At 72.4% G+C, this 21,234-nt stretch carries 21 protein-coding genes; 13 read left to right on the top strand and 8 right to left on the bottom strand.

Translation table 11 applies throughout. The annotated features are described in order from the left end of the window. The first annotated feature begins 27 nt into the window (after positions 1-27). Both hemC and ACFVUY_RS16075 read left to right on the top strand, forming a co-directional pair. Entirely contained in the window at positions 28-963 is a 936-nt protein-coding gene (gene hemC / locus ACFVUY_RS16080; protein ID WP_387692948.1) for a hydroxymethylbilane synthase, read from the top strand. 87 nt (positions 964-1,050) lie between these two features. Beyond that, positions 1,051-1,584, top strand: coding sequence for a hypothetical protein (locus tag ACFVUY_RS16075; RefSeq protein ID WP_387730405.1), 534 nt, complete (start codon positions 1,051-1,053; stop codon positions 1,582-1,584). Between the two features lies 1 nt (position 1,585). Here ACFVUY_RS16075 and ACFVUY_RS16070 read toward each other — a convergent pair whose 3' ends face one another. Further along, a complete protein-coding gene (locus ACFVUY_RS16070) occupies positions 1,586-2,104 on the bottom strand; it encodes a helix-turn-helix domain-containing protein (RefSeq protein ID WP_387730403.1) in 519 nt (172 codons plus the stop codon). A 49-nt stretch (positions 2,105-2,153) separates the two neighbouring features. Between ACFVUY_RS16070 and def the strand changes: the two genes are divergently transcribed. From def to ACFVUY_RS16040, 6 genes are all read left to right on the top strand, one after another. After that, a complete protein-coding gene (gene def / locus ACFVUY_RS16065; protein WP_387730400.1) occupies positions 2,154-2,744 on the top strand; it encodes a peptide deformylase in 591 nt (196 codons plus the stop codon). After that, a complete protein-coding gene (locus tag ACFVUY_RS16060) occupies positions 2,741-3,442 on the top strand; it encodes a class I SAM-dependent methyltransferase (RefSeq protein WP_387730397.1) in 702 nt (233 codons plus the stop codon). Before def ends, ACFVUY_RS16060 begins: the two co-directional genes overlap by 4 nt. 171 nt (positions 3,443-3,613) lie before the next feature. Beyond that, on the top strand, positions 3,614-4,075 hold the full coding sequence (locus ACFVUY_RS16055) for a hypothetical protein (protein WP_387730395.1): 462 nt from the start codon (positions 3,614-3,616) through the stop codon (positions 4,073-4,075). Then, positions 4,072-5,313 carry a haloacid dehalogenase-like hydrolase gene (locus ACFVUY_RS16050; protein WP_387730393.1) on the top strand — a complete coding sequence of 414 codons (1,242 nt, stop codon included), beginning with the start codon at positions 4,072-4,074 and terminating at the stop codon, positions 5,311-5,313. The genes ACFVUY_RS16055 and ACFVUY_RS16050 overlap by 4 nt, the downstream gene beginning before the upstream one ends. A gap of 171 nt (positions 5,314-5,484) precedes the next feature. Further along, complete coding sequence (locus ACFVUY_RS16045; RefSeq protein ID WP_387730391.1) at positions 5,485-5,832, top strand: hypothetical protein; 348 nt, start codon at positions 5,485-5,487, stop codon at positions 5,830-5,832. Positions 5,833-5,914: 82 nt separating this feature from the next. Beyond that, complete coding sequence (locus ACFVUY_RS16040; RefSeq protein WP_387730389.1) at positions 5,915-7,957, top strand: alkaline phosphatase family protein; 2,043 nt, start codon at positions 5,915-5,917, stop codon at positions 7,955-7,957. Between the two features lie 118 nt (positions 7,958-8,075). Here ACFVUY_RS16040 and ACFVUY_RS16035 read toward each other — a convergent pair whose 3' ends face one another. After that, positions 8,076-8,264, bottom strand: coding sequence for a DUF397 domain-containing protein (locus ACFVUY_RS16035; RefSeq protein WP_387730386.1), 189 nt, complete (start codon positions 8,262-8,264; stop codon positions 8,076-8,078). Continuing rightward, a complete protein-coding gene (locus ACFVUY_RS16030; protein WP_387730383.1) occupies positions 8,261-9,142 on the bottom strand; it encodes a Scr1 family TA system antitoxin-like transcriptional regulator in 882 nt (293 codons plus the stop codon). Before ACFVUY_RS16030 ends, ACFVUY_RS16035 begins: the two co-directional genes overlap by 4 nt. 118 nt (positions 9,143-9,260) lie before the next feature. On the opposite strand from ACFVUY_RS16030, the gene ACFVUY_RS16025 reads away from it, so the two are divergent. From ACFVUY_RS16025 to ACFVUY_RS16015, 3 genes are all read left to right on the top strand, one after another. Beyond that, positions 9,261-9,740: an ATP-binding protein gene (locus tag ACFVUY_RS16025; RefSeq protein WP_387730380.1), complete on the top strand. Its 480-nt coding sequence runs from the start codon at positions 9,261-9,263 to the stop codon at positions 9,738-9,740. Between the two features lie 262 nt (positions 9,741-10,002). Continuing rightward, positions 10,003-10,206: a hypothetical protein gene (locus ACFVUY_RS16020; protein ID WP_387730377.1), complete on the top strand. Its 204-nt coding sequence runs from the start codon at positions 10,003-10,005 to the stop codon at positions 10,204-10,206. A 184-nt stretch (positions 10,207-10,390) separates the two neighbouring features. Beyond that, on the top strand, positions 10,391-11,026 hold the full coding sequence (locus ACFVUY_RS16015; protein WP_387730375.1) for a CAP family protein: 636 nt from the start codon (positions 10,391-10,393) through the stop codon (positions 11,024-11,026). Between the two features lie 57 nt (positions 11,027-11,083). Here the strand turns inward: ACFVUY_RS16015 and ACFVUY_RS16010 are convergent, their stop codons facing one another. The 3 genes from ACFVUY_RS16010 to ACFVUY_RS16000 all read right to left on the bottom strand — a co-directional run bounded on the left by ACFVUY_RS16010 (position 11,084) and on the right by ACFVUY_RS16000 (position 15,593). Beyond that, positions 11,084-14,035, bottom strand: a complete 2,952-nt coding sequence (locus ACFVUY_RS16010; protein WP_387730372.1) for a M48 family metallopeptidase — start codon at positions 14,033-14,035, stop codon at positions 11,084-11,086. Continuing rightward, the gene (locus ACFVUY_RS16005; RefSeq protein WP_387730369.1) at positions 14,036-14,593 is read right to left on the bottom strand and encodes a hypothetical protein; all 558 of its coding nucleotides are present in this window, start codon (positions 14,591-14,593) and stop codon (positions 14,036-14,038) included. It lies immediately after the preceding gene. A gap of 226 nt (positions 14,594-14,819) precedes the next feature. After that, on the bottom strand, positions 14,820-15,593 hold the full coding sequence (locus ACFVUY_RS16000) for an NDP-sugar synthase (protein ID WP_387730366.1): 774 nt from the start codon (positions 15,591-15,593) through the stop codon (positions 14,820-14,822). Positions 15,594-15,909: 316 nt separating this feature from the next. Here ACFVUY_RS16000 and ACFVUY_RS15995 point away from each other — a divergent pair, with 316 nt between their 5' ends. Then, complete coding sequence (locus ACFVUY_RS15995; RefSeq protein ID WP_387730364.1) at positions 15,910-17,124, top strand: serine hydrolase domain-containing protein; 1,215 nt, start codon at positions 15,910-15,912, stop codon at positions 17,122-17,124. 106 nt (positions 17,125-17,230) lie between these two features. Next, positions 17,231-17,758 (top strand): hypothetical protein, encoded by a 528-nt coding sequence (locus ACFVUY_RS15990; RefSeq protein ID WP_387730361.1) that lies wholly within the window; start codon positions 17,231-17,233, stop codon positions 17,756-17,758. Positions 17,759-17,849: 91 nt separating this feature from the next. Here the strand turns inward: ACFVUY_RS15990 and ACFVUY_RS15985 are convergent, their stop codons facing one another. Together ACFVUY_RS15985 and ACFVUY_RS15980 are read right to left on the bottom strand one after the other, a co-directional pair. Beyond that, positions 17,850-19,253 carry an SDR family oxidoreductase gene (locus ACFVUY_RS15985; RefSeq protein ID WP_387730358.1) on the bottom strand — a complete coding sequence of 468 codons (1,404 nt, stop codon included), beginning with the start codon at positions 19,251-19,253 and terminating at the stop codon, positions 17,850-17,852. A gap of 166 nt (positions 19,254-19,419) precedes the next feature. Then, positions 19,420-20,952 (bottom strand): carbohydrate binding domain-containing protein, encoded by a 1,533-nt coding sequence (locus tag ACFVUY_RS15980; RefSeq protein ID WP_387730356.1) that lies wholly within the window; start codon positions 20,950-20,952, stop codon positions 19,420-19,422. Between the last annotated feature and the right edge of the window lie 282 nt (positions 20,953-21,234).

The following is a 21,234-nucleotide window of genomic DNA, read 5'->3' as shown; positions in this document are numbered from 1 at the left end:
GGCTGTGAGGACGCCTATCATCGCGCCATGGCCACCGCTGAGCTGATCCGCATCGTCTCCCGCTCCTCGCCCATGGCGCTCGCCCAGGTCGAGCGGGTCCGCACCGAACTCGCCGCCCTGCAGCCGGGCCTGCGCACCGAGGTGGTGCCCGTCACCACCTCGGGCGACCGCTGGACGGGTGATCTCGCCCAGCTCGGCGGCAAGGGCGCCTTCACCAAGGAGGTCGACGCCGCGCTGCTCGCCGGAGAGGCCGACGTCGCCGTGCACTGCCTCAAGGACGTACCCGCCGACCGGCCGCTGCCGGCCGGCACCGTCTTCGCCGCCTACCTGCGCCGCGACGACATCCGCGACGCCCTCGTCCACCCCGGCGGCCTGCCGCTGGCCGCGCTCCCGCCGGGCACCCGGATCGGCACCTCCTCCGTCCGCCGGGTCGCCCAGCTCGCCGCTTCCCACCCCCACCTGGAGTGCGTCCCGATCCGCGGCAACGCCAACAGCCGGCTCGCCAAGCTGGACGCCGGGGACGTGGACGCCCTGCTGCTCGCCGTCTCCGGCCTGGAGCGGATCGGCCGGCCGGAGCGGATCACCGAGGTGCTCGGCATCGAGGCGATGTGCCCGCCGATCGGCGCCGGCATCCTCGTCCTGCAGTGCCGCGAGGGCGACACCGCGACCATCGAGGCGGTCACCGGCCTCGGCCACCACGACACCTGGCGCGAGGCGGCGGCCGAGCGGATGTTCCTGCACGCGCTCCAGGGCCACTGCAACAGCCCGATCGCCGGCTACGCCCGGGCCGAGCGGGACGGCCGCCTCTCGCTGCGCGGCCGCGTCTTCACCCCGGACGGCAAGCGGGTGCTGGACGCCCACGAGTGGGCGGGCGCGCTCAGCCCGGAGGACCTCGGGACCTCGGTGGCGCTGGCGCTCAAGCGGCAGGGGGCGCAGGAGCTGATCTCCTCGATCCCGCACTGACCCGGCCTCCGGGCCAGGGGGCGCGGCGGTCGGTTTTTCCCCGTCGGAGCGAGAACCGGGCGGGTGCCCGGGGCGTCCGTCTGAGGCGTGATCAGTACGGTGCTCGGCGGGATGCCGATGTTCTGGCCCGGGCTGCTGCTCTCGCTGGTGCCCGCGGCCCTGTGGAACCGGCCGGTGGGGCGGTTGCTGCGAGCCCACTGGGTGGTGGGCTTCGTGCTGCTGCTCGGCCTCGGCGGGGTGGTCGTGGCGACGCTGCTGCCGGACGCCTTCCGGCTCACCGAGGGCGCCGTCCGGCACTGCGCCGTGGAGGGCGGCCGGCCGCGCTCGCCGTACGAGCTGCTGCACGTGCGGCACATCGAGCTGAAGCTGGCGACCTACGCCCCGGTCGGCTTCGCGGCCGCGCTGGCCGGGACGCGGCGGCGGGCGGTGGTGGCGCTGGTGGGTGCGGCGGTGCTGCCGTTCGCGGTGTCGGCGGTGCACTACGCGGTGCCGGCGATCGGGCGGGCCTGCGATGTGCAGGACGTCTGGGACGGGGTGCAGGGGGTCGTCCTGGGGGCGGCGCTGGGGCTGGTGGCGGGGCCGCTGGTGCGGGCGGTGCGGGCGCGGTCGCGCGCTGTCTGAGCTACTGGTCGAGGAGCGGGAAGAGCCGGGCGACGGCGGCGACCGGGCGGGCCCCGGCGGGCCGGGTGGCCGGGTCGGCCTCGCGGCCCCGGTAGCGGGCCAGTACCCGGCGGAACTCCTCGGCGACGGCGGCCAGTTCGGCGGGGGTCAGATGGACGACGGCGCTGAACGCCTCGTCCTGCTGCCACTCGGCCGGGGCCTCGGCGCGCCGGGCGAGCCAGTGCCGGTGGCTCTCGTCCTCCAGGCCGCGCGCCAGTTCGCCGAACCCGCCGTCGGTCTCCGCCCGTCGGGCCGTCGGCAGCCGCCACGGCCGGGCCCGCCCGTCGGTGGCCGGGGCCTCCTCGATCAGCCCGTACCGGGCCAGCTGCCGCAGGTGGAACGAGCAGAGGCCCGAGCTGAGGCCGAGCCGGGCGGCGGCCTCGGTGGAGGTGACGGTGCCGTGCTCGGCGAGCAGTTCCAGCAGCGCGGTGCGGACGGCGTGCTCGGGGAGGGAGCCGGTTCTGACGAGGTCTTCGGTCACTTTGCAAAGTCTGCTACTTTGCAAAGCTGACAGCAAGTCCATCGAGGGAGTGCCTGTGTCCGAGCTGCGCGAACGCCCGACCGTCCTGCGGATCACCGAGGTGGGGGAGGAGATCCTGCGCCGCACCTGCCGCCCGGCCACCGAGGAGGACTTCGGCAGCGAGCGCCTCGCCCGGCTGATCGACGACATGTTCGCCACCATGCACGTCGCCGACGGCTGCGGCCTCGCCGCCAACCAAGTGGACGTCGACCTGCGCCTGTTCGTCTACGACTGCCCCGACGACGACGGCGTCCGGCACACCGGCCACATCCTCAACCCCGTGGTCGAGGAGCAGGAGCCCGGGCGCGCGCTCATCGAGGAGACCGAGGGCTGCCTCTCCGTCCCCGGCGCCAACACCGGGCTCGCCCGCCCGGCCCGGACCGTGGTGCGCGGGTTCAACCAGCACGGCGAGTCCGTCACCATCGAGGGCACCGGCTACTTCGCCCGCTGCCTCCAGCACGAGACCGACCACCTCAACGGCGGGCTCTACATCGACCGGCTCTCCGCCCGCGACCGCAAGCGGATGATGAAGCAGACCGCCGACCGCCGGGAGAAGGTCTTCGCCGAGCGCGCCACCAGGGCCGCCAAGGCCGCGCGTTGACCGACCCCGCGTCGAACGACCCCGCGTTGACCGACCTCGCGTCGAACGACCCCGCGCACCTCGCCGCCGTCCGGGAGTCCTACGACACCGTCGCCGCCGACTACCTCCGCCTCGTCGTCCCGCCGGAGGGCATGGACCCGGTGTCCCGGGCGATGCTCGCCGCCTTCGCCGAGCTGGTACGGGAATCGGGCGGCGGCGAGGTCGCGGACCTCGGCTGCGGACCGGGGCGGGTGACGGCGTACCTCAGCGGCCTGGGGCTGTCGGCCTTCGGGGTGGACGTGTCCGACGGGATGATCGCGCTCGCCCGCCACGCCCACCCCCAACTGCGCTTCCTGCAGGGCTCGATGGCCGCACTCGACCTGCCCGACGGCACCCTCGGCGGCATCCTCGCCTGGTACTCCGTCCACCACACCCCGGCAGATCAACTGCCCGCGCTCTTCGCCGAGTTCCACCGCCTCCTCGCGCCCGGCGGCCACCTCCTCCTCGGCGGCCACGTCGGCGAGGACCAACTGCTGCGCCCGGCCCGGGCATACGGCCACCCGGTGACGTACGCCTCGCACCTCGTCCCGGCCGGGCGGCTCGTCGAACTCCTCGAACAGGCCGGGTTCACCGTCACGGCGCGGGTGGAACAGCCGAACCCGCAGCGGGAGGACCGCTCCTACGTGTGTTTGCTGGTCCGGGCTTCGGGCGGACGCTGAGGCCCGGCACCGGCGCGGCCTGCCGGGATTCACTGGGAGGGTGCAGGCTCCCGCGCGAGCCGGGATCGGGTCGGGGACGATCGAACCGTTCCCCAGCCCGGCCGGTCCTTCCGCGATCCGCGATTCCGCCCGGGCGAACGGGGTCATCCGGAAGGCCGAAGGAGCATCCCCATGGGCCGCTGCATCACGGACGTGAACATCCTCGATCCCTACGAGCATCAACCGGCTCAGGTGCCCACCGGCTGGCACAAGCTCGACACCGACCTCAACAGCGGCGCGTCGGGCGACTTCCTGTACCTCGTCTACGAGCGGTGCGATCAGGACCGCCCGATCACGGACATCCGCATCCTCGTCGGGGACGAGAAGCCGCCCAAGGGCTACGAGAAGATCCTCGTGGACCTCAACAAGGGCGCTGTCGACAAGGACTCGAAACCTCATCCGCTCTTCATGGCGGTGACCCGAACGGCCGTCGCGGGTCACGGGCCCATCGAGGACCTGCTGATCACCTCCTGGGGCGAGCACGACCCGAAGGTCGAGCCGCCGTCCGGTTACAGCAGGATCGACACCGATCTGAACAAGGGCGTCGGCGGGGCCTACATCTACCTCGACCGCAGACCCGCCGCGACCTCGTGAGGGTTCCCCGCTGGGCGGTTCGCATCGCACTCGTCGCCGCCCTGGCGGCAGGTGCGCCGCCCCTCGCCTCTGCCCCGTCGGCCTCGGCGGCGAACTGCCCGACGCTGGACGCGCGTCTGACCTGGTACGGGGACAACCGGCAGAAGCTCCAGGAGTTCATCGACACGTCCGGCAGCTGCACCCGACCGGACGCGCACCCGCTGGCCCTGTTCGACTGGGACAACACGCTGGTGAAGAACGACGTCGGCGACGCGACGATGTCCTGGCTGCTGCGCAACGACAAGATCCTCCAACCCGCCGGTCAGGACTGGTCGACCACCAGCCGCTACCTGACCGCCGAGGCCGTCGCGGCCCTGAGCAAGGCCTGCGGGGATGCCGCCACGGCCGGGAGCCCCCTTCCCACGAACGCCGGGTGCGCGGCCGAGATCCTCTCGGTGTACGGCGAGCACACCACCACCGGCGGTGCGGAGGCCTTCGCGGGATTCGACCACCGGCGCATCAACCCCGCCTACGCGTGGGGTGCACAGCTCCTCGCCGGGCACACGCTCGACGAGGTCGCGGGGTTCGCCCGCCAGGCCCGCGCGGAGAGCCTGGCGGCGTCCCCGTCGGACTCCGCGCAGGCCGTCCGCACCGTCTGGGTGCGGTACTACGAGCACATGCGCGACCTGGTCGGCACCTTGCGGCGGGCGGGCTTCGACGTGCGCGTCGTCTCCGCCTCCCCGGAGCCCGTGGTGCGGGTCTGGGCCGAGGACCTGGGGTTCGCCGCCGACGAGGTGATCGGGATCCGCAACAAGACCGAAAGTGGCAAGCTGACCGCCCACTTGGCCGACTGCGGCGGCGCGCCGGCGGACTCCGTGATCACCTACATCGACGGCAAGCGCTGCTTCATCAACCAGGACATCCTCGGGATCCAGGGCCAGGCCGCCTTCCAGCGGGCCCCCGAGGCCGAGCGCCAGGCGTTCGCCGCCGGGGACTCCACCACCGACGTCACCTTCGTGGGCGATGCGACGGGACTCCGTCTGGCGATCAACCGGCAGGCGCCCGAGCTGATGTGCCACGCCTACCGCAACGAGGACGGGAAGTGGCTGGTGAACCCGATGTTCATCGACCCCCTGCCCGCCCTGCCCTGCCGGTACCCCTGCTCCACCACGGCCTACACCGGGCCCGACGGCACGGCGGGGCCGGTGCGCGACGACGCGGGCGACGTGATTCCCGACCAGGTCGACGCCGTCCACTGAAAAGGGAAATCTTGCTCCCCGGGAAAGATTGATCCTGCACGAACTTCTGTTGATTTCCCGAAAATGCGACTCGCAGTGATCGGGCGTACGCTGACTGTGGTGCTGAAGCGCGGTCGCCCGAATCGACCGCTGGGCGCCGCAAAAGACACACGACCCTGAAAGGGATCCATCATGGGATTCAGTCACGTGGATGCGGTCATGGCCGTCCCCGACAAGCCGACCCAGTTCTGGGTGTTTTCCGGCAGTAAGTACCGGCGCATCGAGATCGAGGTCAAGAGCACGCACCCGTACGGGGAGAGGTTCATCCAGGAGGGCTCGATCCGGTCGGACTGGCCCAGCCTGTCCGACTTCACCACGGTGGACGCCGTCATGAAGGTTCCGGACGCCAGTAACGAGTACTGGGTCTTCTCCGGTGACCAGTTCGTCCGCATCAACGTGGCCGACGGCGAACCGCACGAGGACAAGAAGACCTACGGGCCGGCCCCGCTCGGCGAGTGGAAGAGCCTCACCCAGAACTGACGCTTCGCCGAGGCGGACCGCCCGGCCGGCTATCCGGCCGGGCGGTCCGCGCGGAGCCACGAAAGCACCCAGGGAGACGAGAATGTCCGACAAAGCAGTCCCGCCCGACCTTCCGCCCTCGGTGATCGAGGCGATGAAGCGCAAGCCGCCGAAGGGAGGGCTCGGCGCGGTCAAGCACGTCGTCCTCCTGATGCAGGAGAACCGCTCGTTCGACCACTATTTCGGCAAGGGAGCCGACGGTGTGCGGGGGTTCGAGGACCGCAACATGGTCCTCCTGCCCGACGGCAGGACCGCGATCGTGGAGCAGCCGGACGGCGACGATCACGTCGGGCCGCACCAGTGGCCGGCCCCCGGAGTCGACTACGATGCCGACATCGTCCACGACTGGGGCTCCGGTCATCAGGCCTGGCACGACGGCTGGTGGGACCGCTGGATCGAGGCCAAGCGGGACAAGGGCCATCCCAAGGCCGCCAACACGATGGGCTACTACGACCAGCCCGAGGTGGTCGGGTTCTACCGGAAACTGGCCGATGCCTTCACCGTCTGCGACGGCTACCACTCGTCCGTCATGGGCGAGACCACCAGCAACCGCAACTACCTCTTCTCCGGATTCGGCGGCTGGGAACCCACCGGGAATCGGGTGACCGGCTCCGACGCCCATGGTCGGGAGAGGGATCCAGGGGACCCGGGGGCCTACAACTGGACGAGCTACCCGGAACTGCTGGAGGCCAGCGGGGTGTCCTGGCAGGTCTACCAGGAGTGGGACAATTTCTACGACAACAACCTGGAATTCCACGACAGGTTCAAACGAATTGCCGCCTCCGTTCTGAAGGGGATGCCCAAGAAATATGTGAGCATGTACCGTTTCTACCATCCGGTGGACGACGACCGCTATCCTCCCGGGCCCGACGACATCAGTGACAGCGATCTGGAGGCTCTGGACGGCGAGGTCAAGAAGCTGTCCAGTGCTGATCGGAGCCTCTTCGAGCGCGGACTGCGCCGTCAGCGGCCCAGCAAGAACGGAGGCGGAGTCGAGAACATCCGCGGTTTCGTCCAGGCGTTCAAGGCCGACGTCGAGGCGGGCAAGCTGCCGCAGGTGTCGTACCTGGTCTCCTCGGCGCGGGATTCGGAGCACCCCGGGAACTCGTCCCCGGGGTACGGTCAGCAGATCGTCCACCAGGTCCTGGATGCCATCGCTTCCAACCCCGAGGTGTGGGACTCCACCGTCCTGTTGATCAGCTACGACGAGAACGACGGCCTTTTCGACCATGTCCCGCCGCCGGTGCCGGCGCGGCAGTGGGCCGACGAGTTCGTGGACAACCTGCCCATCGGGCTGGGCACCCGGGTGCCCATGATCGCGGTGTCCCCGTGGACGGTCGGCGGCTACGTCAACTCCCAGGTCTTCGACCACACCTCGCAGGTCCGCTTCCTGGAGAACTGGCTGGACGTGCGCCAGCCGGCGATCAGCCGGTGGCGCCGCACGGTGGCGGGCGACCTGTCGTCGGTCTTCGACTTCGCCCGCACCACGGCCATCGAGGATCTGTACAAGGGATCCGGGCCCCGCCGCGCGCGGCCGTTGCCCTACCGGCCCGACGCGCACGGGTCGCTCGATACCGCAACGAACACCTTCTTCCTGCGGATGTACAACAGTGGCGAGGCCAGTGCGCACCTCGCGCTCTACCCGTACGCCGAGGAGTACGACGCCCCCCAGCACTTCGACGTGCTCGGCACCGCCGCCGAGGCCGTTCCGGTCAAGGACGGCGCCTACAACTTCACCCTCACCGGGCCGAACGGCTTCCGGCGCGAGTTCGCGGGCGAGACCACGGGCGGCGCGGCGCTGGTCGATGTCGCCACGACGGTGGACGGGGTCACCCGGGAGCTGAAGCTGTCGATCACCAACCGGGGCACGTCGGCCCTCAAGGTGAAGCTGACTCCGAACGCTTACAGCAAGGTTCCCGCGAAGGAGTACGACGTCCCCGCGAACGGGCAGCCTGTCGTGGTGACGTGGACCGCCGATGACGCGCAGGGCTGGTACGACCTGACCCTCACCGTCGACGGGGACTCCTCCTACCGGCGCCGCTTCATGGGCCACATCGAGAACGGCAAGGAGAGCGTCAGCGGCTGACACGCGCCGGCCCGGGCCCGTACAGAGTGGATCTGTCGGGTGGGGTCAGGTGGCAGCCGGTACGCCAACGGCCCGCCGCCGGGAGGGCGGTGGGCCGTTGAGGGAGGTCCGGAAGGTGTCAGACCTCGGTGGTGGCGGCGAACTTCACGAAGGCCGCCCAGGTGGCCGGCTCGAAGGCCAGCTGGGGGCCGCTCTTGTCCTTGGAGTCACGCACGTGGACGGTGCCGGGGGTCTCGGCGACCTCCACGCAGGCACCACCCTCGTTGCCGCTGTAGCTGCTCTTGAACCATTCCGGCTCGGTGTTCATCGTTCTCCCAGGATCTTCTCGATCAAGGCCAGGGACTCCTCGGGGCTGTAAGCCTGTGCCCTGAGGATGTTGTAGCGCGCGTTCATGACCTGGACCTCGTCCGGATCGGTGATCAGCCTACTGCTCGTCTGTACCTCGATGTAGCCGTGCTGGGCCCGGCCCCTGGGGGTGATCAGGATGAATGGCCCACCCATCCCGGCATGTTCGGTTCTGTCCAGCGGCAGCACCTGGATGACCATTCCACGGGTCCGACCGATCTCCAGAAGGTGGCGGAGCTGTTCCGCATGCACGTCCCAGCCGCCAAGCGGTCTCTGCAGTACGCTCTCGTCGATCACCCAGCTGAACATCCCGCGAGGCCAACGGGTCAGGACTTCCTGGCGTGCCATTCGCGCTGCCACCCGCATGTCGATCACCTCCTCGGACAAAGCCGGTTGTCTCATCGCGTAGACCGCTCGGGCGTGTGCTTCGGTCTGAAGCAGCCCAGGGATGTCGAGAGTGGCGAAGTCGTGCGTTTCGACCGACACGTCCTCCAGGCTCACATAGCCTCGGAACCACGCCGGGTGCCGCAATCGGGTCTTGGCCCGAGCCTTCATGACGTCATCGGCCGCGATGGCCAGCAGGCCACCGGCGTTGAGTGCCTTGTCCACCGCGATCAGCAACTCAGGCTGTGGGGTCCGTACTCCGCGCTCCACCGCGCTGATCAACTGCTCGCCGTAGCCGATGGTCTCGCCGAGCTGCTTCTGTGTCAGTCCGGCCTGCTCCCGTAGGAGTTTGATCTGCTTGCCGATCGCACGGAAGAAGTCCGAGACCTCCGTCAGATCCTCCGGCAGTTCCGTCCGCGCCATGTCGCCCGAGTCGCTCTTGCGTGCCGCACCCATCGCGACCACCCGTCTGTGATTGAGCCACGAAACAAAAGGCTGTCCGCACCCGTACAGGCACTCTCCGTGCTTGCCGAGCTCCTGGTCAGGGTACTTCCGCCCCGCCACGCTTACTCCCATGACGACCGAAAACCCCCTCGACAACCCCCGGTCCCGTACCGCTACCCTCATCGCCTCCCCCAAGGGCGCCGCCATCTGCCGTCGCCTGGCGAGGCGTCAACTCATGGACTGGGAGCTGGACTCCACGCACACGGAGCCGTTCCACTGCGCGCTGCTGATCGTCGCCGAACTGGCGGCGAACGCGATCACGCACGGGCGCCTTCCGGGGCGCGGGTTCGAGGTTCACCTCTCGCTCACCACCTGTGCGCGCCGGGGCGCCACCCTGCGCATCGAGATCAGCGATCCCCGGGGGGACAGGCTCCCCGTCCTCCCCACCGTCCACACCCCGAACGCCCAGACCGGCCGCGGCCTCACCCTCGTCGACGCCCTCTGTCACCGCTGGGGCACCATCCCCCGCCACCCCAACTCCAAGACCGTCTGGGCCGAACTCGACCTCGCCGACGCGCCCGACGCCCCCGACGCGCCCGACGCGCCCTGAATCCCGGGATACCCCACCAGTCCTCCGAGCCGCCCGGAGTGGGAAGTCGGCCCGTCCGACTTCCCACTCCTCCTGTCGACTCCTGTCGGCGCCCTGGGCCCGGACCATCCCAGGTTTGTGGGATGTTCCCAGGTCAACCGCCGCTGCCAGGATGTGCCGGACGGAGCCGAACGCTCCGTCCGGGCTCCGGACTTCGTGGCTCCGCGGGCTGTCGCGGGGCCGCGCCGGAGCACCCGGCCCTCCGGACGAGAGATCCGCATCCATGAAGATCCGTCGACTGGCCGCCACCGCGGTCGCCGCGGCCGTGCTGGCCCCCGTGCTCGTCCTGGCCACCGGCGCCGAGGCGAACGCCTACCCGCGGCAGCTGTCCAAGAGGGAGCAGTGCACCGCGGCGTGGAACGTCAACTACTGGTCCGGTGGCGAGTCCTTCGCCCGCGGCCAGTGGAGGGCCTGCATGGGGGGCTGACCGCCTCCGCGGCCCTGGCGCCCCGAGCGCCCCAGCACCCCAATGGGCCCGGGCAGGGAGTGGGAAGTCGGCCGGTCCGACTTCCCACTCCCTTCTCTGTGGTGCCCGGCCGGTCTCCCGTGCCCTCGCCGCCCCCGATGGCGTTAACCCGGTGACGATCACTCGGAGCGCGAAGGAGACCGCCGTGGAACGACGTCGAATCCGCAATGCCGTCCTGGGAGCGTGCAGCGCGGCGGCGGCCGTGGTTGTGCTCGTGCCGGCGCAGCCGGTCCGGGCCGCCGACGCCTTTCCCCGCCCCGGGCTTCCCCTCGTAACGGACCAGGCGTTCCAGGACGAGGCCCTGCGGACGCACAACCGGTACCGCGCCACGCACAGCGCCCCGCCCCTGACGGTCGACCCCGAGCTCGTCGGGTACGCCGAGCAGCGCGTCACCCGCCTGAGCACCGGTCACAAGCTCGACCTGGTGAACGAGGGCCGGATCAAGGGCGTGGGGGAGAACGTCTGGTGGGGCTGGATCGGGTCGGTCGACCCGGGCGTCGAGCCGGCCCCGGCCCATGTCGCGGTCGACCGCTGGTACCAGCAGGGCCGCGACTACAAGTACGACAATCCCGGCTTCGACCAGAACCCGGGGACGGGCGGGTTCACCCAGGTGGTGTGGAAGGCCACGACCCGCATCGGCTGCGCCCGGGCCGCCGGCGCGGGGACGGCCGACACCAAGGATGGTCTGGAGACGTACATCGTCTGCCTGTACAAGGAGCCGGGCAACATCGACGACCCGGCCGCCTACCGGCAGAACGTGCTGCGGCCGGTGGACGGCTGACCGCCGCCCGGCAATGGGCCCCGGCTCGCCGGTCGTCACCGACGGAGGAAGGAGGGTCTAGGAGGCCGGGCGGTCGCAGACCGCCGCGGTGCCCTGCGCGGGCGGGCGGGTGGTGCCCCGGAAGCCGCCCGCGCGGAGGATCCCGTCGATCCCGGCGTTGACCGATTCCGCGCACCGGCGGGCCGCATACAGGTCGAGCAGGGCGCTTCTGAGACCAGCCTGGTCGCGGGCGGTCAGTGCCTGGGCGCAGCCGCGACTGCCGTTGTCCGCCTTGATGGTGACCGCGTGCCAGTCGGCCCGTAGGCGCGGGTCGGCGGGCAGGCGGAACCAGACCGTCTCGAACCAGGCGGCGCTTCCCCACTGGGTGCAGGCCGGGCGGAGGCGGCGGTCCAGCGCCTCCCAACTGTCCTTGGCGGCCTGGGCCTCCCGGACGGCGGCGGTCAGGCGACTGTCGTACGAGACCGCCATGTCGATGAGATCGTCGCCGCTGAGGCGGTACCAGGCCCGGATCTGCCGCACGCGGGTGAGCTCCGACCGCGGCGGGTCCGGGAGCCCCCAGAACTGCACCAGGGAGCGCTGGGACGTGAGCTCGTTGACCATGAAGCCCAGCTGGTACCTCCTGAAGCCGCCGTCCGTCGCGGTGCCCGCGACCGCCACGACGCACAGCAGGATCACAGCGAGGCGGCGTGCGCGCGGTCCACGGGCCCGAGGTTCGCCGGCCCGGGTGTCGGGGCGGCGGGTGGTGCGCGAGGCGGACGGCCGTCGACGGCGGACGGCCGTGACGGCGGCAGCGGTGAGCGCGACGGCGACGGCGGTGAGCCCGGAGAGGACGAGGGCGTTGTTCAGCACGAAGGTGAACGGGAACAACGGCCTCCACCAGGCCGGCCGCCAGGCGCAGCTGTCCGAGAGGACGTTGAGCGGGGTGACGCAGCCGTCCACCGAGACGAGGAGCGTCATCGCGGCGGCCCCCAGCACGGTTGCCGTCCCGGCGGCGATCAGGGCGCCCGGCAGCCGGAAGCGCCGGTCGGCGGCGCTCGCCACGGCGGCGGCCAGGCCTGCGGGCAGGCAGATCGCCGGCAGCAGGAGGCCCGCGTACCGCAGGGCGTAGAGCCCGCCCCGCGCGTCCGGTACCGGCTGCCCGGTGTGGATCCAGGCCTGGACGCCGACGACGGCCAGGCCCGCCAGTGCTCCACCCAGCAGTCCGGGCAGCATGACCTTGCGCAGCGGTGCCACGGGACCTTCCGGCCGGGGTTCCCGGTCCGGCATCCAACGAGGGGTCCGGCCCGCCGTGCCGGACGCCCACGCGAGCAGCGGCACGACCCACAGGACGATGACGGCCAGTGAGCCCATCGGCGTGTCGGCGACGTTCGACAGCTGCGGCAGCACCAGGGCGATGCCGGGAATCCTGGTCGGGTCCCCGGTCGGGGCTTTGGAGGGAAGCCACTGCAGGACGGACTGGGCGACGGCCTGGGCGCCCGGAAAGTCCCTGTTCAGCGCCGTGGCTCCGGCGAGCATCCACCAGGTGAGCCACGACGTCATGGCGACGCAGCCGGCGGCCAGGCAGAGCGTGAGCGCGGGGCGCGGGGTCCGGCCTCGCGAGGTGCGGGTCCACAGGTGCGCGCACTGGGTGGTCCACCAGCCGAAGGCCGCTCCCGCCGCCACCGGGACCAGCAGGACCAGCGGCCGCTGCGGTTGCCAGGCCCAGCCCGCGCCCCAGCCGCTGAGGACCAGGCCGGCCGACATGCCGGCGCCCAGCCACCCCCCGGCCCACGCCCCGGAGGGCACCCGGGTTCCGGTCAGGACGGCGTACACCACCGCCCGCCACAGGGCGACGACGATCACGCCGGTCACCAGGGCACCGGGAACGATGACCAGCAGCGTCATCAGGTTGTTGGTGAAGTTCACGCGGTACGGCGCGATCTGCCGGAGCACCTGCTGCACGGCCAGGACCGGCACGGTGCCGATGAGGAAGAGTGGCAGGACCGAGGTGCGGAACAGCGGGGCGGGATCGACCAGGGCCCCCTGGCGCAGGCCCCACCGTGGATGGGTGCGCCACAGGTCGAGGAAAGCGTCGAGCAGGCGGCGCACCGCGCTCCCGGACGGTGCGGCGCTGACGGACCAGCCGTGCGGGTCCGCGCCCCAGCGCACCGCGGCCAGGTCGGCGTAGATCTCCCGGCTGCGCAGCGCGTCGGAGCGGGCGAGGTACAGCAGGACGACCATGACGACGGCCAGCGCCACGGCCCGGTCCAGCTGCGGCACCCGGCCGTCCGCCACCACGCCGTAGATCACGTAGCCCAGGCAGAGCACGTACGGCAGCAGCACCAGCGCGAGGAAGACCCGCCACAGGGCGACCGTGAGGTACGTCAGGGTGACGTCCCGGTTGGCGATGTGGGCGAGTTCGTGCAGCAGCACCGCCCGGAACCGCTCCGGATCGCGCCGCCGGACGGCGAGCAGGCCGCCGTGCAGGCAGACGACCGGGCGGCGGGTGCGGCCGAAGACCACCGCGCTGACCGAGGAGGCCGCGGGGTCGACCACCACCCGGGGCGTCGGCGCCACGCCCGTCGCCGTGCACAGTTCGGTGAGCAGGGCGAGGAGTTCGCCGTCCGGATCGACCGCGGCCAGCGGGATGACGCGACTGCGCCGGGCCTTCCAGTGCGGCAGCGCGGCGAAGAGCAGGGCGGCCACCACCAGCAGGAGCAGCGGCCAGGCGGCCACCTGCCACCACGGCGGCGCGGGCGCCCACAGGGACAGGCAGAAGCGGGAGGCGGTGACCTGGCCGGAGATGCTGAGCGACGTCTTCCAGTAGCTGCCGTCAGCCGGGTCCACGCCCGCGGCGAGGCTGCACCCGGACTCGTCCCCGTCGGCCAGGACCCTGACCACTTCGAGGATCATGGCGCCGCCGGCGGTGAGCATCAGGAGCAGCAGGACGACGAACCGGGGGCCCGTGCCCGCGCCGAGGACCCTTTCGTCGATCCGCGGCCGTCCGGGCGGCGCCCCGGTGGCGTCCACCTAGTCCTGCCCGGTGCCGGTGGGGTCGGTGGGAGGCTCCGCTGCCGGTGGGGTGGGCGGAGTGGGCGGGTCCAGTGCGCGGGACAGGGCCAGCCGGGCCACGACCCTGTCGGCGATCTCCTCGGTGAGATCGGGTGCGAGGCCGCGCTGCTCGCCCGCCGTCAGGAGCAGGGCCCGCACCTCGACCAGTTGCTCCTGGGTCAGCGGCTGGAGCTCGGCCGCGGGGGCCGGTCGCCGGAACAGCCGCCGCACCAGGCCCGTGGCCCCTCGTGAGGCGCGGTCCACGGTCGTGGCCACCATCCGCTGCGCCACCTCGTCGAGCACCAGCCACACGACGGGCGTCACCAGGGCGGCGACCTCCCCGATCCCGAACCCCAGCGGCTCGTGCCGCCCCCCACCGCGGCTCAGCCGCCGCACCACCGTGGCGTCGTCGAAGCGGCGGAGCCCCTCCACCAGGAACAGTTCCTCCGGTGCGAGGGTCTCCACGACCGATCGCACCACGTCACGCACCAGCACGGTCGGCCGGCCGTCGCCGGTCATCTCGGTTCCGGATCCCACTCGTCCCCCAGACCTTCGAGAATCCTTCCGGCCCGCACGAGGTCGGCGCGCCGGATCGTCCACTGTGGCACGGGATGTGACGGTCCGGCAGGAGTTTTCCCGAGCCTGCTCCATCTGCTCACGGAGCCTGCGGACGTCCCGATCGAGCGGGCGCTGCGGAGCCGGGTGCTACGGAGCCGGGTGCTACGGAGCAGGGCGTGACGGAGCAGGGCGTGACGGCCCCGGGTCAACGGGAAGCCGGATCCGCTCCCGTGGCGGCGGCCGGTGGCCGGATCGGTTCGGGGCGGGTCGGCGCGGCCACGTGTGTGCGCAGGTCCCGCAGGTCGGTCGGGGTGTTGACTGCGCACCAGAAGCCGTCGGCGCGGTACCCCGCCATCTGCCGCAGCCGCACTAGGTGCGGGAGGGTCGTGTTCGCGTGGTCCCCCCGGTCCGGCAGCAGGGGGACGACGCCGGGCTCGAAGGCGTACACGCCACCGTTGACCGTGCAGACGGGCGGGGGCGGCGCGGCGAGTTCGGCGACCCTCCCCAGGGCATCGCAGCGGACCGTGCCCCGGGGCAGCGGGGGCGGGACCAGGGCGACCGTGGCCAGTGCCCCGCATCGCAGGTGGTGAGCGCCCAGCGCGGCGAGGGGAAAGTCGGCCCAGATGTCGCCGTAGACGGCGAACCACGGCTCCCGCGGCGCCGGAAGCGCGCGGGCGGCGAGTTTCAGCCCTCCGCCCCGCCCCAGCGGGGTGTCCTCCACGACCACGGCGGTGCGGATCGGCAGGGTCGCCGCGCGCACGTAGTCGGTGATCACCTGCGAGCGGTAGCCCGCCGAGACCACCACCGACTCCACGCCCGCGTCGGCGAACCGGTCGATCTGGTGGCGCAGCAGCGGAGTGCCGTTCACCTCGACCATCGCCTTGGGGCGCAGGTTCGTGTGCGGGGCGAGTCGCCTGCCGCGTCCGCCCGCGAGGATCACGGCCTGACGGATCGGAGCGCAGGCGTCCGGCGATGACATTCCCGACCTCCCGGGAGCGGCGCGGCGTCGGAGCACCGGCCGCGAGGCGCGGACGGAGCGGACGACTGCGACGAGGGTAGCCCCCGATACGCCGTTGGAGAGGCAACCGGCCCGCTCGCCGTGAAGGAGAGCGGCTTCGCCTCCTTCGCGGACGACCGGTCGGCCCGCTGCGCCACCCCTCCGGGCCGACCCTGACAGAACGTCGGGGAACGGCGGTTCCCCACCCCTGATGCCCGGGGCGGACGGGGCCGGAAGACTCGTCGGCAGGGCCGGGAGCCACCGGTCCGGACGACGACCATCCTGGAGCCGGACCCGCATGAACGCGCACACGAACCGCACCCGTTGGGCCGTCCTGGCCGCCGCCGCCGGCGCCCTCGCGGCCGCGCTGACGGTCGGGGCGGGCAGCCCGGCCCTCGCCACGACGCCCTCCGTCGCCGCCTCGGCGGCGGCGAGCCCGTCCGCACTGCCGCCGCTGGACCCGGCGGCGCTCCGGGGCGCCCTCGCCCAGCGGCCGGCCGCCGACGTCTCCGCCGCGTTCCTGCGGGTCACCGGTTCCGCCGGGAGCTTCGAGGGCGCCTCGGCGGAGAGCGGGATGCGGGTGGACCCGCACGGCCGGTTCCGGATCGGGTCGATCTCCAAGGTCTTCACCACCACCGTCGTCCTCCAGCTCGCCGGCGAGGGCCGGATCGACCTCGACGGCGCCGTGCGGCAGTACCTCCCGGACTTCCCCTACGCGTCGGTCACGGTGGGGCAGTTGCTCAACCACACCAGCGGACTGCCCGGCGGCTCCAACGTGCCCTGGGGCGACGGCACCACCGGCTGGTTCGCCGAGCACCGGTTCGACTCGTTCACCCCCGAGGAGGTCCTCGCCACGATGGCCGGGCAGCCGCTGGGCTTCACGCCCGGCAGCGCCCAGCAGTACAACGGCATGAACACCTTCGTCGCCGGGCTGATCGTGGAGAAGGTCACCGGCCACCGCTACGCCGACGAGCTGCGCGACCGGATCGTCCGCCCGCTCGGCCTGCACGACACCTCCCTCCCGGACGCCGACGACCCGCGGCTGCGGCACCCCGCGACCCGCCCCTACCTGGCCGTCCCCGACGCGGACGGCGGCTCGCACCGGGTGGACGTGACCGAGCAGAGCCCGTGGCCCTGGGCCGAGGGCGGCATGATCTCCAGCGCCCCCGACCTGGAGCGCTTCATGACGGCGCTGTTCCGGGGCCGCCTCCTGCCGCCGGCCCAGCAGGAGCTGCTGTTCACGGTCCCGGCGGTGTCCATGGCCGGACACGGCGGCCACTGCCCGGACGGCACGGCCTGCATGAGCACGGGCCTCGAACGCCTCACGGCCGGCGGCATCGTGGTCTGGGGCAAGACCGGGTCCCGGCCGGGCTCCACCAGCGGCGTCTTCGCCACCCGGGACCTCGCCCGCGAGGTCGTGTACTCGGTCGACCCGACCGCGCTGAACGGCGCCGAGACCCCGTACCTCCTCGGGCTGCTGACCACCGCGTACGGCCTGGGGTCCAAGGGCTGACGTCCGTTCTCCACCGCTGGGCCGAGGGCGGACTGGCTCGCACGGGGGAGGCGGGCGGGCCGTGCGGTGGACGTGCGGCGGGGGTGGTGTCCGGGACGGTGGAGCCATGCTGAAGGACATCCCGGTGGGCGACACCGAACGCCCCGTTCCCCGTTGGGCCCTGCGACTGGCCAAGGCCCTCCCGCTGATCGTGCTGCCGCACTGCCTGTGGCGCCTGCCGTTCGCCTTCGACTTCCGGATGGGCACCGTCGACCCGGCCGCCCCGCCCTACGTCTGGTGGGCCACCCCGTACGTGATCGGTCTGAGCGTGGTCACCGAGGCACTGACGCTGCTGACCCTGGGGCTGGTCAGCGGCTGGGGCGAGATGTTCCCGCGCTGGGTGCCCGTACTGCGGGGCCGGCGGGTGCCGCCGCCCGCGGCGCTCGTCCCGGCCGTGCTCGGGGGCCTGGTCCTGGTGGCCCTCTTCGACGGCATGCCGCTCGCCTGGCTGGGCGTGTTCGCGGAGGTCGGCTACAGCAATGGCTGGTGGATGCTGCTGGGCCGGATCTGCACCTCGACGGCGATGTTCTGGGGCCCGATCACCCTCGCCCTCGCCTGGGCCTACCACCGCCGCCGCCGGCCGGGCGTCGCGTGAGTCCGCCCGCCCAGTGCCGCGCCGCGCCGCGCTGCGGGTGGGGGCGCGAGCCACTACGACACCTGAGCGGCCGCCCCGGCCCGTCCGGGCCTCACCACTGCGCGACCCGGTAGTCCTTGAGGAACACCCCCGACACCGGGTCCCCGGCCTCGCCGCGGACGATCGGGTCGTAGACCCGGGCCGCGCCGTCCACGATGTCCAGCGGGGTGCGGAACCCCTCGGCGGCGAGGTGGGCCTTCTTCGGGGCCGGGTTCTCGTCGGTGATCCACCCGGTGTCGACGGCGCACATGTGCACGCCCCGGGGGGCGAGTTCGGCCGCGCTGGTACGGGTGAGCATGTTGAGCGCGGCCTTCGCCATGTTGGTGTGCGGGTGCCGGGCGGTCTTGTTGCGGACGGCGAACCGGCCCTCCACCGCCGTGACGTTGACGATGTAGCGGGCGGGGTGCGGGGAGGCCAGCAGCAGGGGCAGCAGCCGGTCGCAGAGCAGGGCCGGGGCCAGCACGTTGACCAGCTGGGTCTCCAGGACCTCCGCCGGGTCGAGCGAACCGAGCACGGCGGACCAGGAGTTGGCGGGGGCGAGGTCGGGCAGCAGCCCGGACTCGTCGGTGAGGTCCAGCAGCGACCCGGCACCGGAGGAGAGCCGGGCGAGGCCGGTGACCGGCCGGAACCCGGGGGCGTGCTCGATCGCCCGGCGGTCGGCGGCGGGCAGGGCGTCCTGCTCGCCCGCGGCCAGTGGCGCGTACGACTCGGGCGGGCGGCGCAGGGTCTGGGCGGCGTTGTTGACCAGGATGTCGAGCGGGCGCCCGTCGGCGCGCAGCCGGTCGGTCAGGCCGATGACCTGGCGCGGGTCGCGCAGGTCGATGCCGACCACGCTGAGCCGCTCCCACCACTGCCCGCTGCCCTCGGCGGCGCGGAAGCGGCGGACGGTGTCCTGCGGGAACCGGCTGGTGACGATCAGCTCGGCGCCGTCGCGCAGCATCATCAGGGCGAGCTGGAAGCCGATCTTCACCCGCCCGCCGGTGAGCAGCGCCCGGCGCCCGCGCAGGTCGGTCCCCAGGGCGCGGCGGGCGGTGTTGTCGGCCGCGCAGTCCGGGCAGAGCATGTGGTAGAAGCCGTCGACCGAGCGGTAGGCCTGCTTGCAGACGTAGCACTTGCGCGGGACCAGCAGCTCGCCGACCGGTCCGTCCGCGGCGGCCAGCGGTGCGTCCTCGCGGCGGGTCCGGCTGCCGGTCGCGGTGGTGGCGAGCAGGTCGGCGTCGGCCTGCCGCACGGCCTGCCGGGCCTCCTGGCGGCGGCGCTTGCGGCTCTCCATGACGAAGGAGCCGAGCTGCCGCTCGGCGTGGAGCCGGGTGCGGTCGTGGGCGGGGAGGGCGCGCAGGCGGCCGAGGGTGCGGCTGAACGCGGTGAGTTCCTCGGCGGTGAGGCCCGCCGCGCCGGCGGCGTCGCTCGCCGGAAGGATGGTGATCAGCTGGTGATGGTCGTCCCGGACCGTCATGTCCGCCCCCTCGTGCCGTACAGGTGGGAGGGACTGTAGTGGACGGTCCGGGACGATGAGATGCCAATTTCCGCTGGTGACTGGTGACTGGTGACTGGTCGCTGGTGGCCGGCGGCTGGTGGGCGATGCGCGGCGGACGCCGGGGCCGTTGCCGGGGGGCGTGGGCTCAGCCCGCGTACTGGCCGAGGATCTTCGCGAACTCGTACGGCTGCTGCGGGATGTTGGTGCACTTGGACAGCGAGCCGCCGGTGCAGGCGTTGGCGTCCCGGGTGGCGTCCCAGAAGGACACCATCCCGAGGTGGTTCTGCCGGGCGAAGGCCACCAACTGCTGCGCGTCGGCCTGGTTGTAGACCTGGTGGTCGTCGTTCTCGCCGATCATCGGCGTGACGCCGACCATGGCCCACAGCTGGGCGTCGGTCTTCGCCGGGTAGAGGGCCTTGAGCTGGCCGAACAGCGACTGCGCGGCCTGGACGGCGGCGTTTCCGTAGTCGGTCCCGCTCCGGTAGTAGTCCATCGCCATGATGTTGACCACGTCGACGGCCACCCCGGCGTCCCGGGCGGACTTGACGATGGCGACGCCCTCGGTGGTCAGGCCCTCCGGCAGGACGGGCAGGGTGAAGGAGACCTTGAGGCCCGGGTGGGCCTGCTGGAGCTTTGCGAGCGCGGCGGAGCGGCGGTCGTTGGCGGCGGTGTCGGCGATGGCCGCGCCCTCGATGTCGAAGTCGACGTAGCGCAGGCTGTAGGCGTTCACCACGGCGTCGTACTCGGCGAACAGCGAGTCCACCGTGGTGCAGGCGGCGGCGAGTTCGGTGCCGGCGGCGCCGCCGAAGGAGACCTTGACGTCGCCGCCGGCCGCGCGCAGCGCGTCCACCTGGTCCTTGGCCCAGGCGGTGCGCGGGTCGTAGGCGTTGAACCAGCTGGCCTTGCAGCCGACGCCGGTGACGAAGCCCATGGTGTAGCCCTTGAGGCCGCCGGCCTTGGCCAGGTCGGGCATCGAGGGGGTGGGCCAGGCACCCATGTCGATGTACGGGGCGACCGGGAGCGCGACGTTCGGCGCCGGGGTGGTCGGTCCGCCGGTGGGCGTGCCGGTCGGGGTGCCGGTCGGGCTCGGCGGGGTCGAACTCGGCGGCGGGGTGGTCGGGTTGCCGCCGCCGGGACCGGTCAGCGCGATGTCGTCGGCGAGGTAGCCGCCCTGGCCGTACCAGCCGTGCAGGTACACGGTGACGCTGGTGGTGGCGGGCCCGGTGGTGAAACTCGTGGACAGCTGCTGCCAGCCGGGGCCGCCGGCGGTCCAGGTGGCCGGGTCGGTGAAGCCGCTGCCGGTCGCGCCGAGGTAGACGTACTGCCCCTGCACCCAGGCGCTGAGGGTGTACTTGGTGTTGGGCTGGACGGCGACGCTCTGGCCGCACTGCGCGGTGTCGCTCGCGCCCACCGCCCCCTTGAGTGCGTACGTCCCGCTGTGCGCACCGGAGTTGACCACGCTCCCGGTGCCGGCGGAACAGCTCCAGGGGCTGACCGCGCCGCTCTCCAGGCCGCCGTTGGCGAGCAGGTTGCCGTCGGCGGCGCCGGCGTTCCCGGCGAGGACGGCCAGGCCGCCGGCGGCGAGCGCGGTGGCGGCGGCGAGGCTCAGCAGGGTGGTCCGGCCGGTGGGGCGACCGGGGCGGCGGTGCGTGGGGGCGTGCAGGGGCGCGCTGGGCATGGGGGTGCCTCTCGGGACGTGGTGGGGCCGCCCGCGCCGCGAGGGGGGAGACACGGGGCGGGCGGCGGCCTGGGGGTGTTCCGGGTGCGGGGGAGCGCGGTGCTGGGGGAGCGCGGTGCTGAGCATCAAACTGGACTAGACCAGCTGTGCACGTCAAGCACTTCCCGGCCCCGGACGCCCCACCGGGGGCAGGTTTTAGGAACGGTTAAGACGGCGACGGGGCCGGTTCCGAAAGGGACTTGACCTGGAGTGCACTCCAAGGTGGAGGCTGAACGCGTCGAA

It is taken from the genome of Kitasatospora sp. NPDC058063 (assembly GCF_042885395.1).
Lineage (GTDB): Bacteria > Actinomycetota > Actinomycetes > Streptomycetales > Streptomycetaceae > Kitasatospora > Kitasatospora lactacystinica.
The sequence above is the reverse complement of the archived record's forward strand: the minus strand, read 5'-3'. Positions and strand labels throughout refer to the sequence as shown.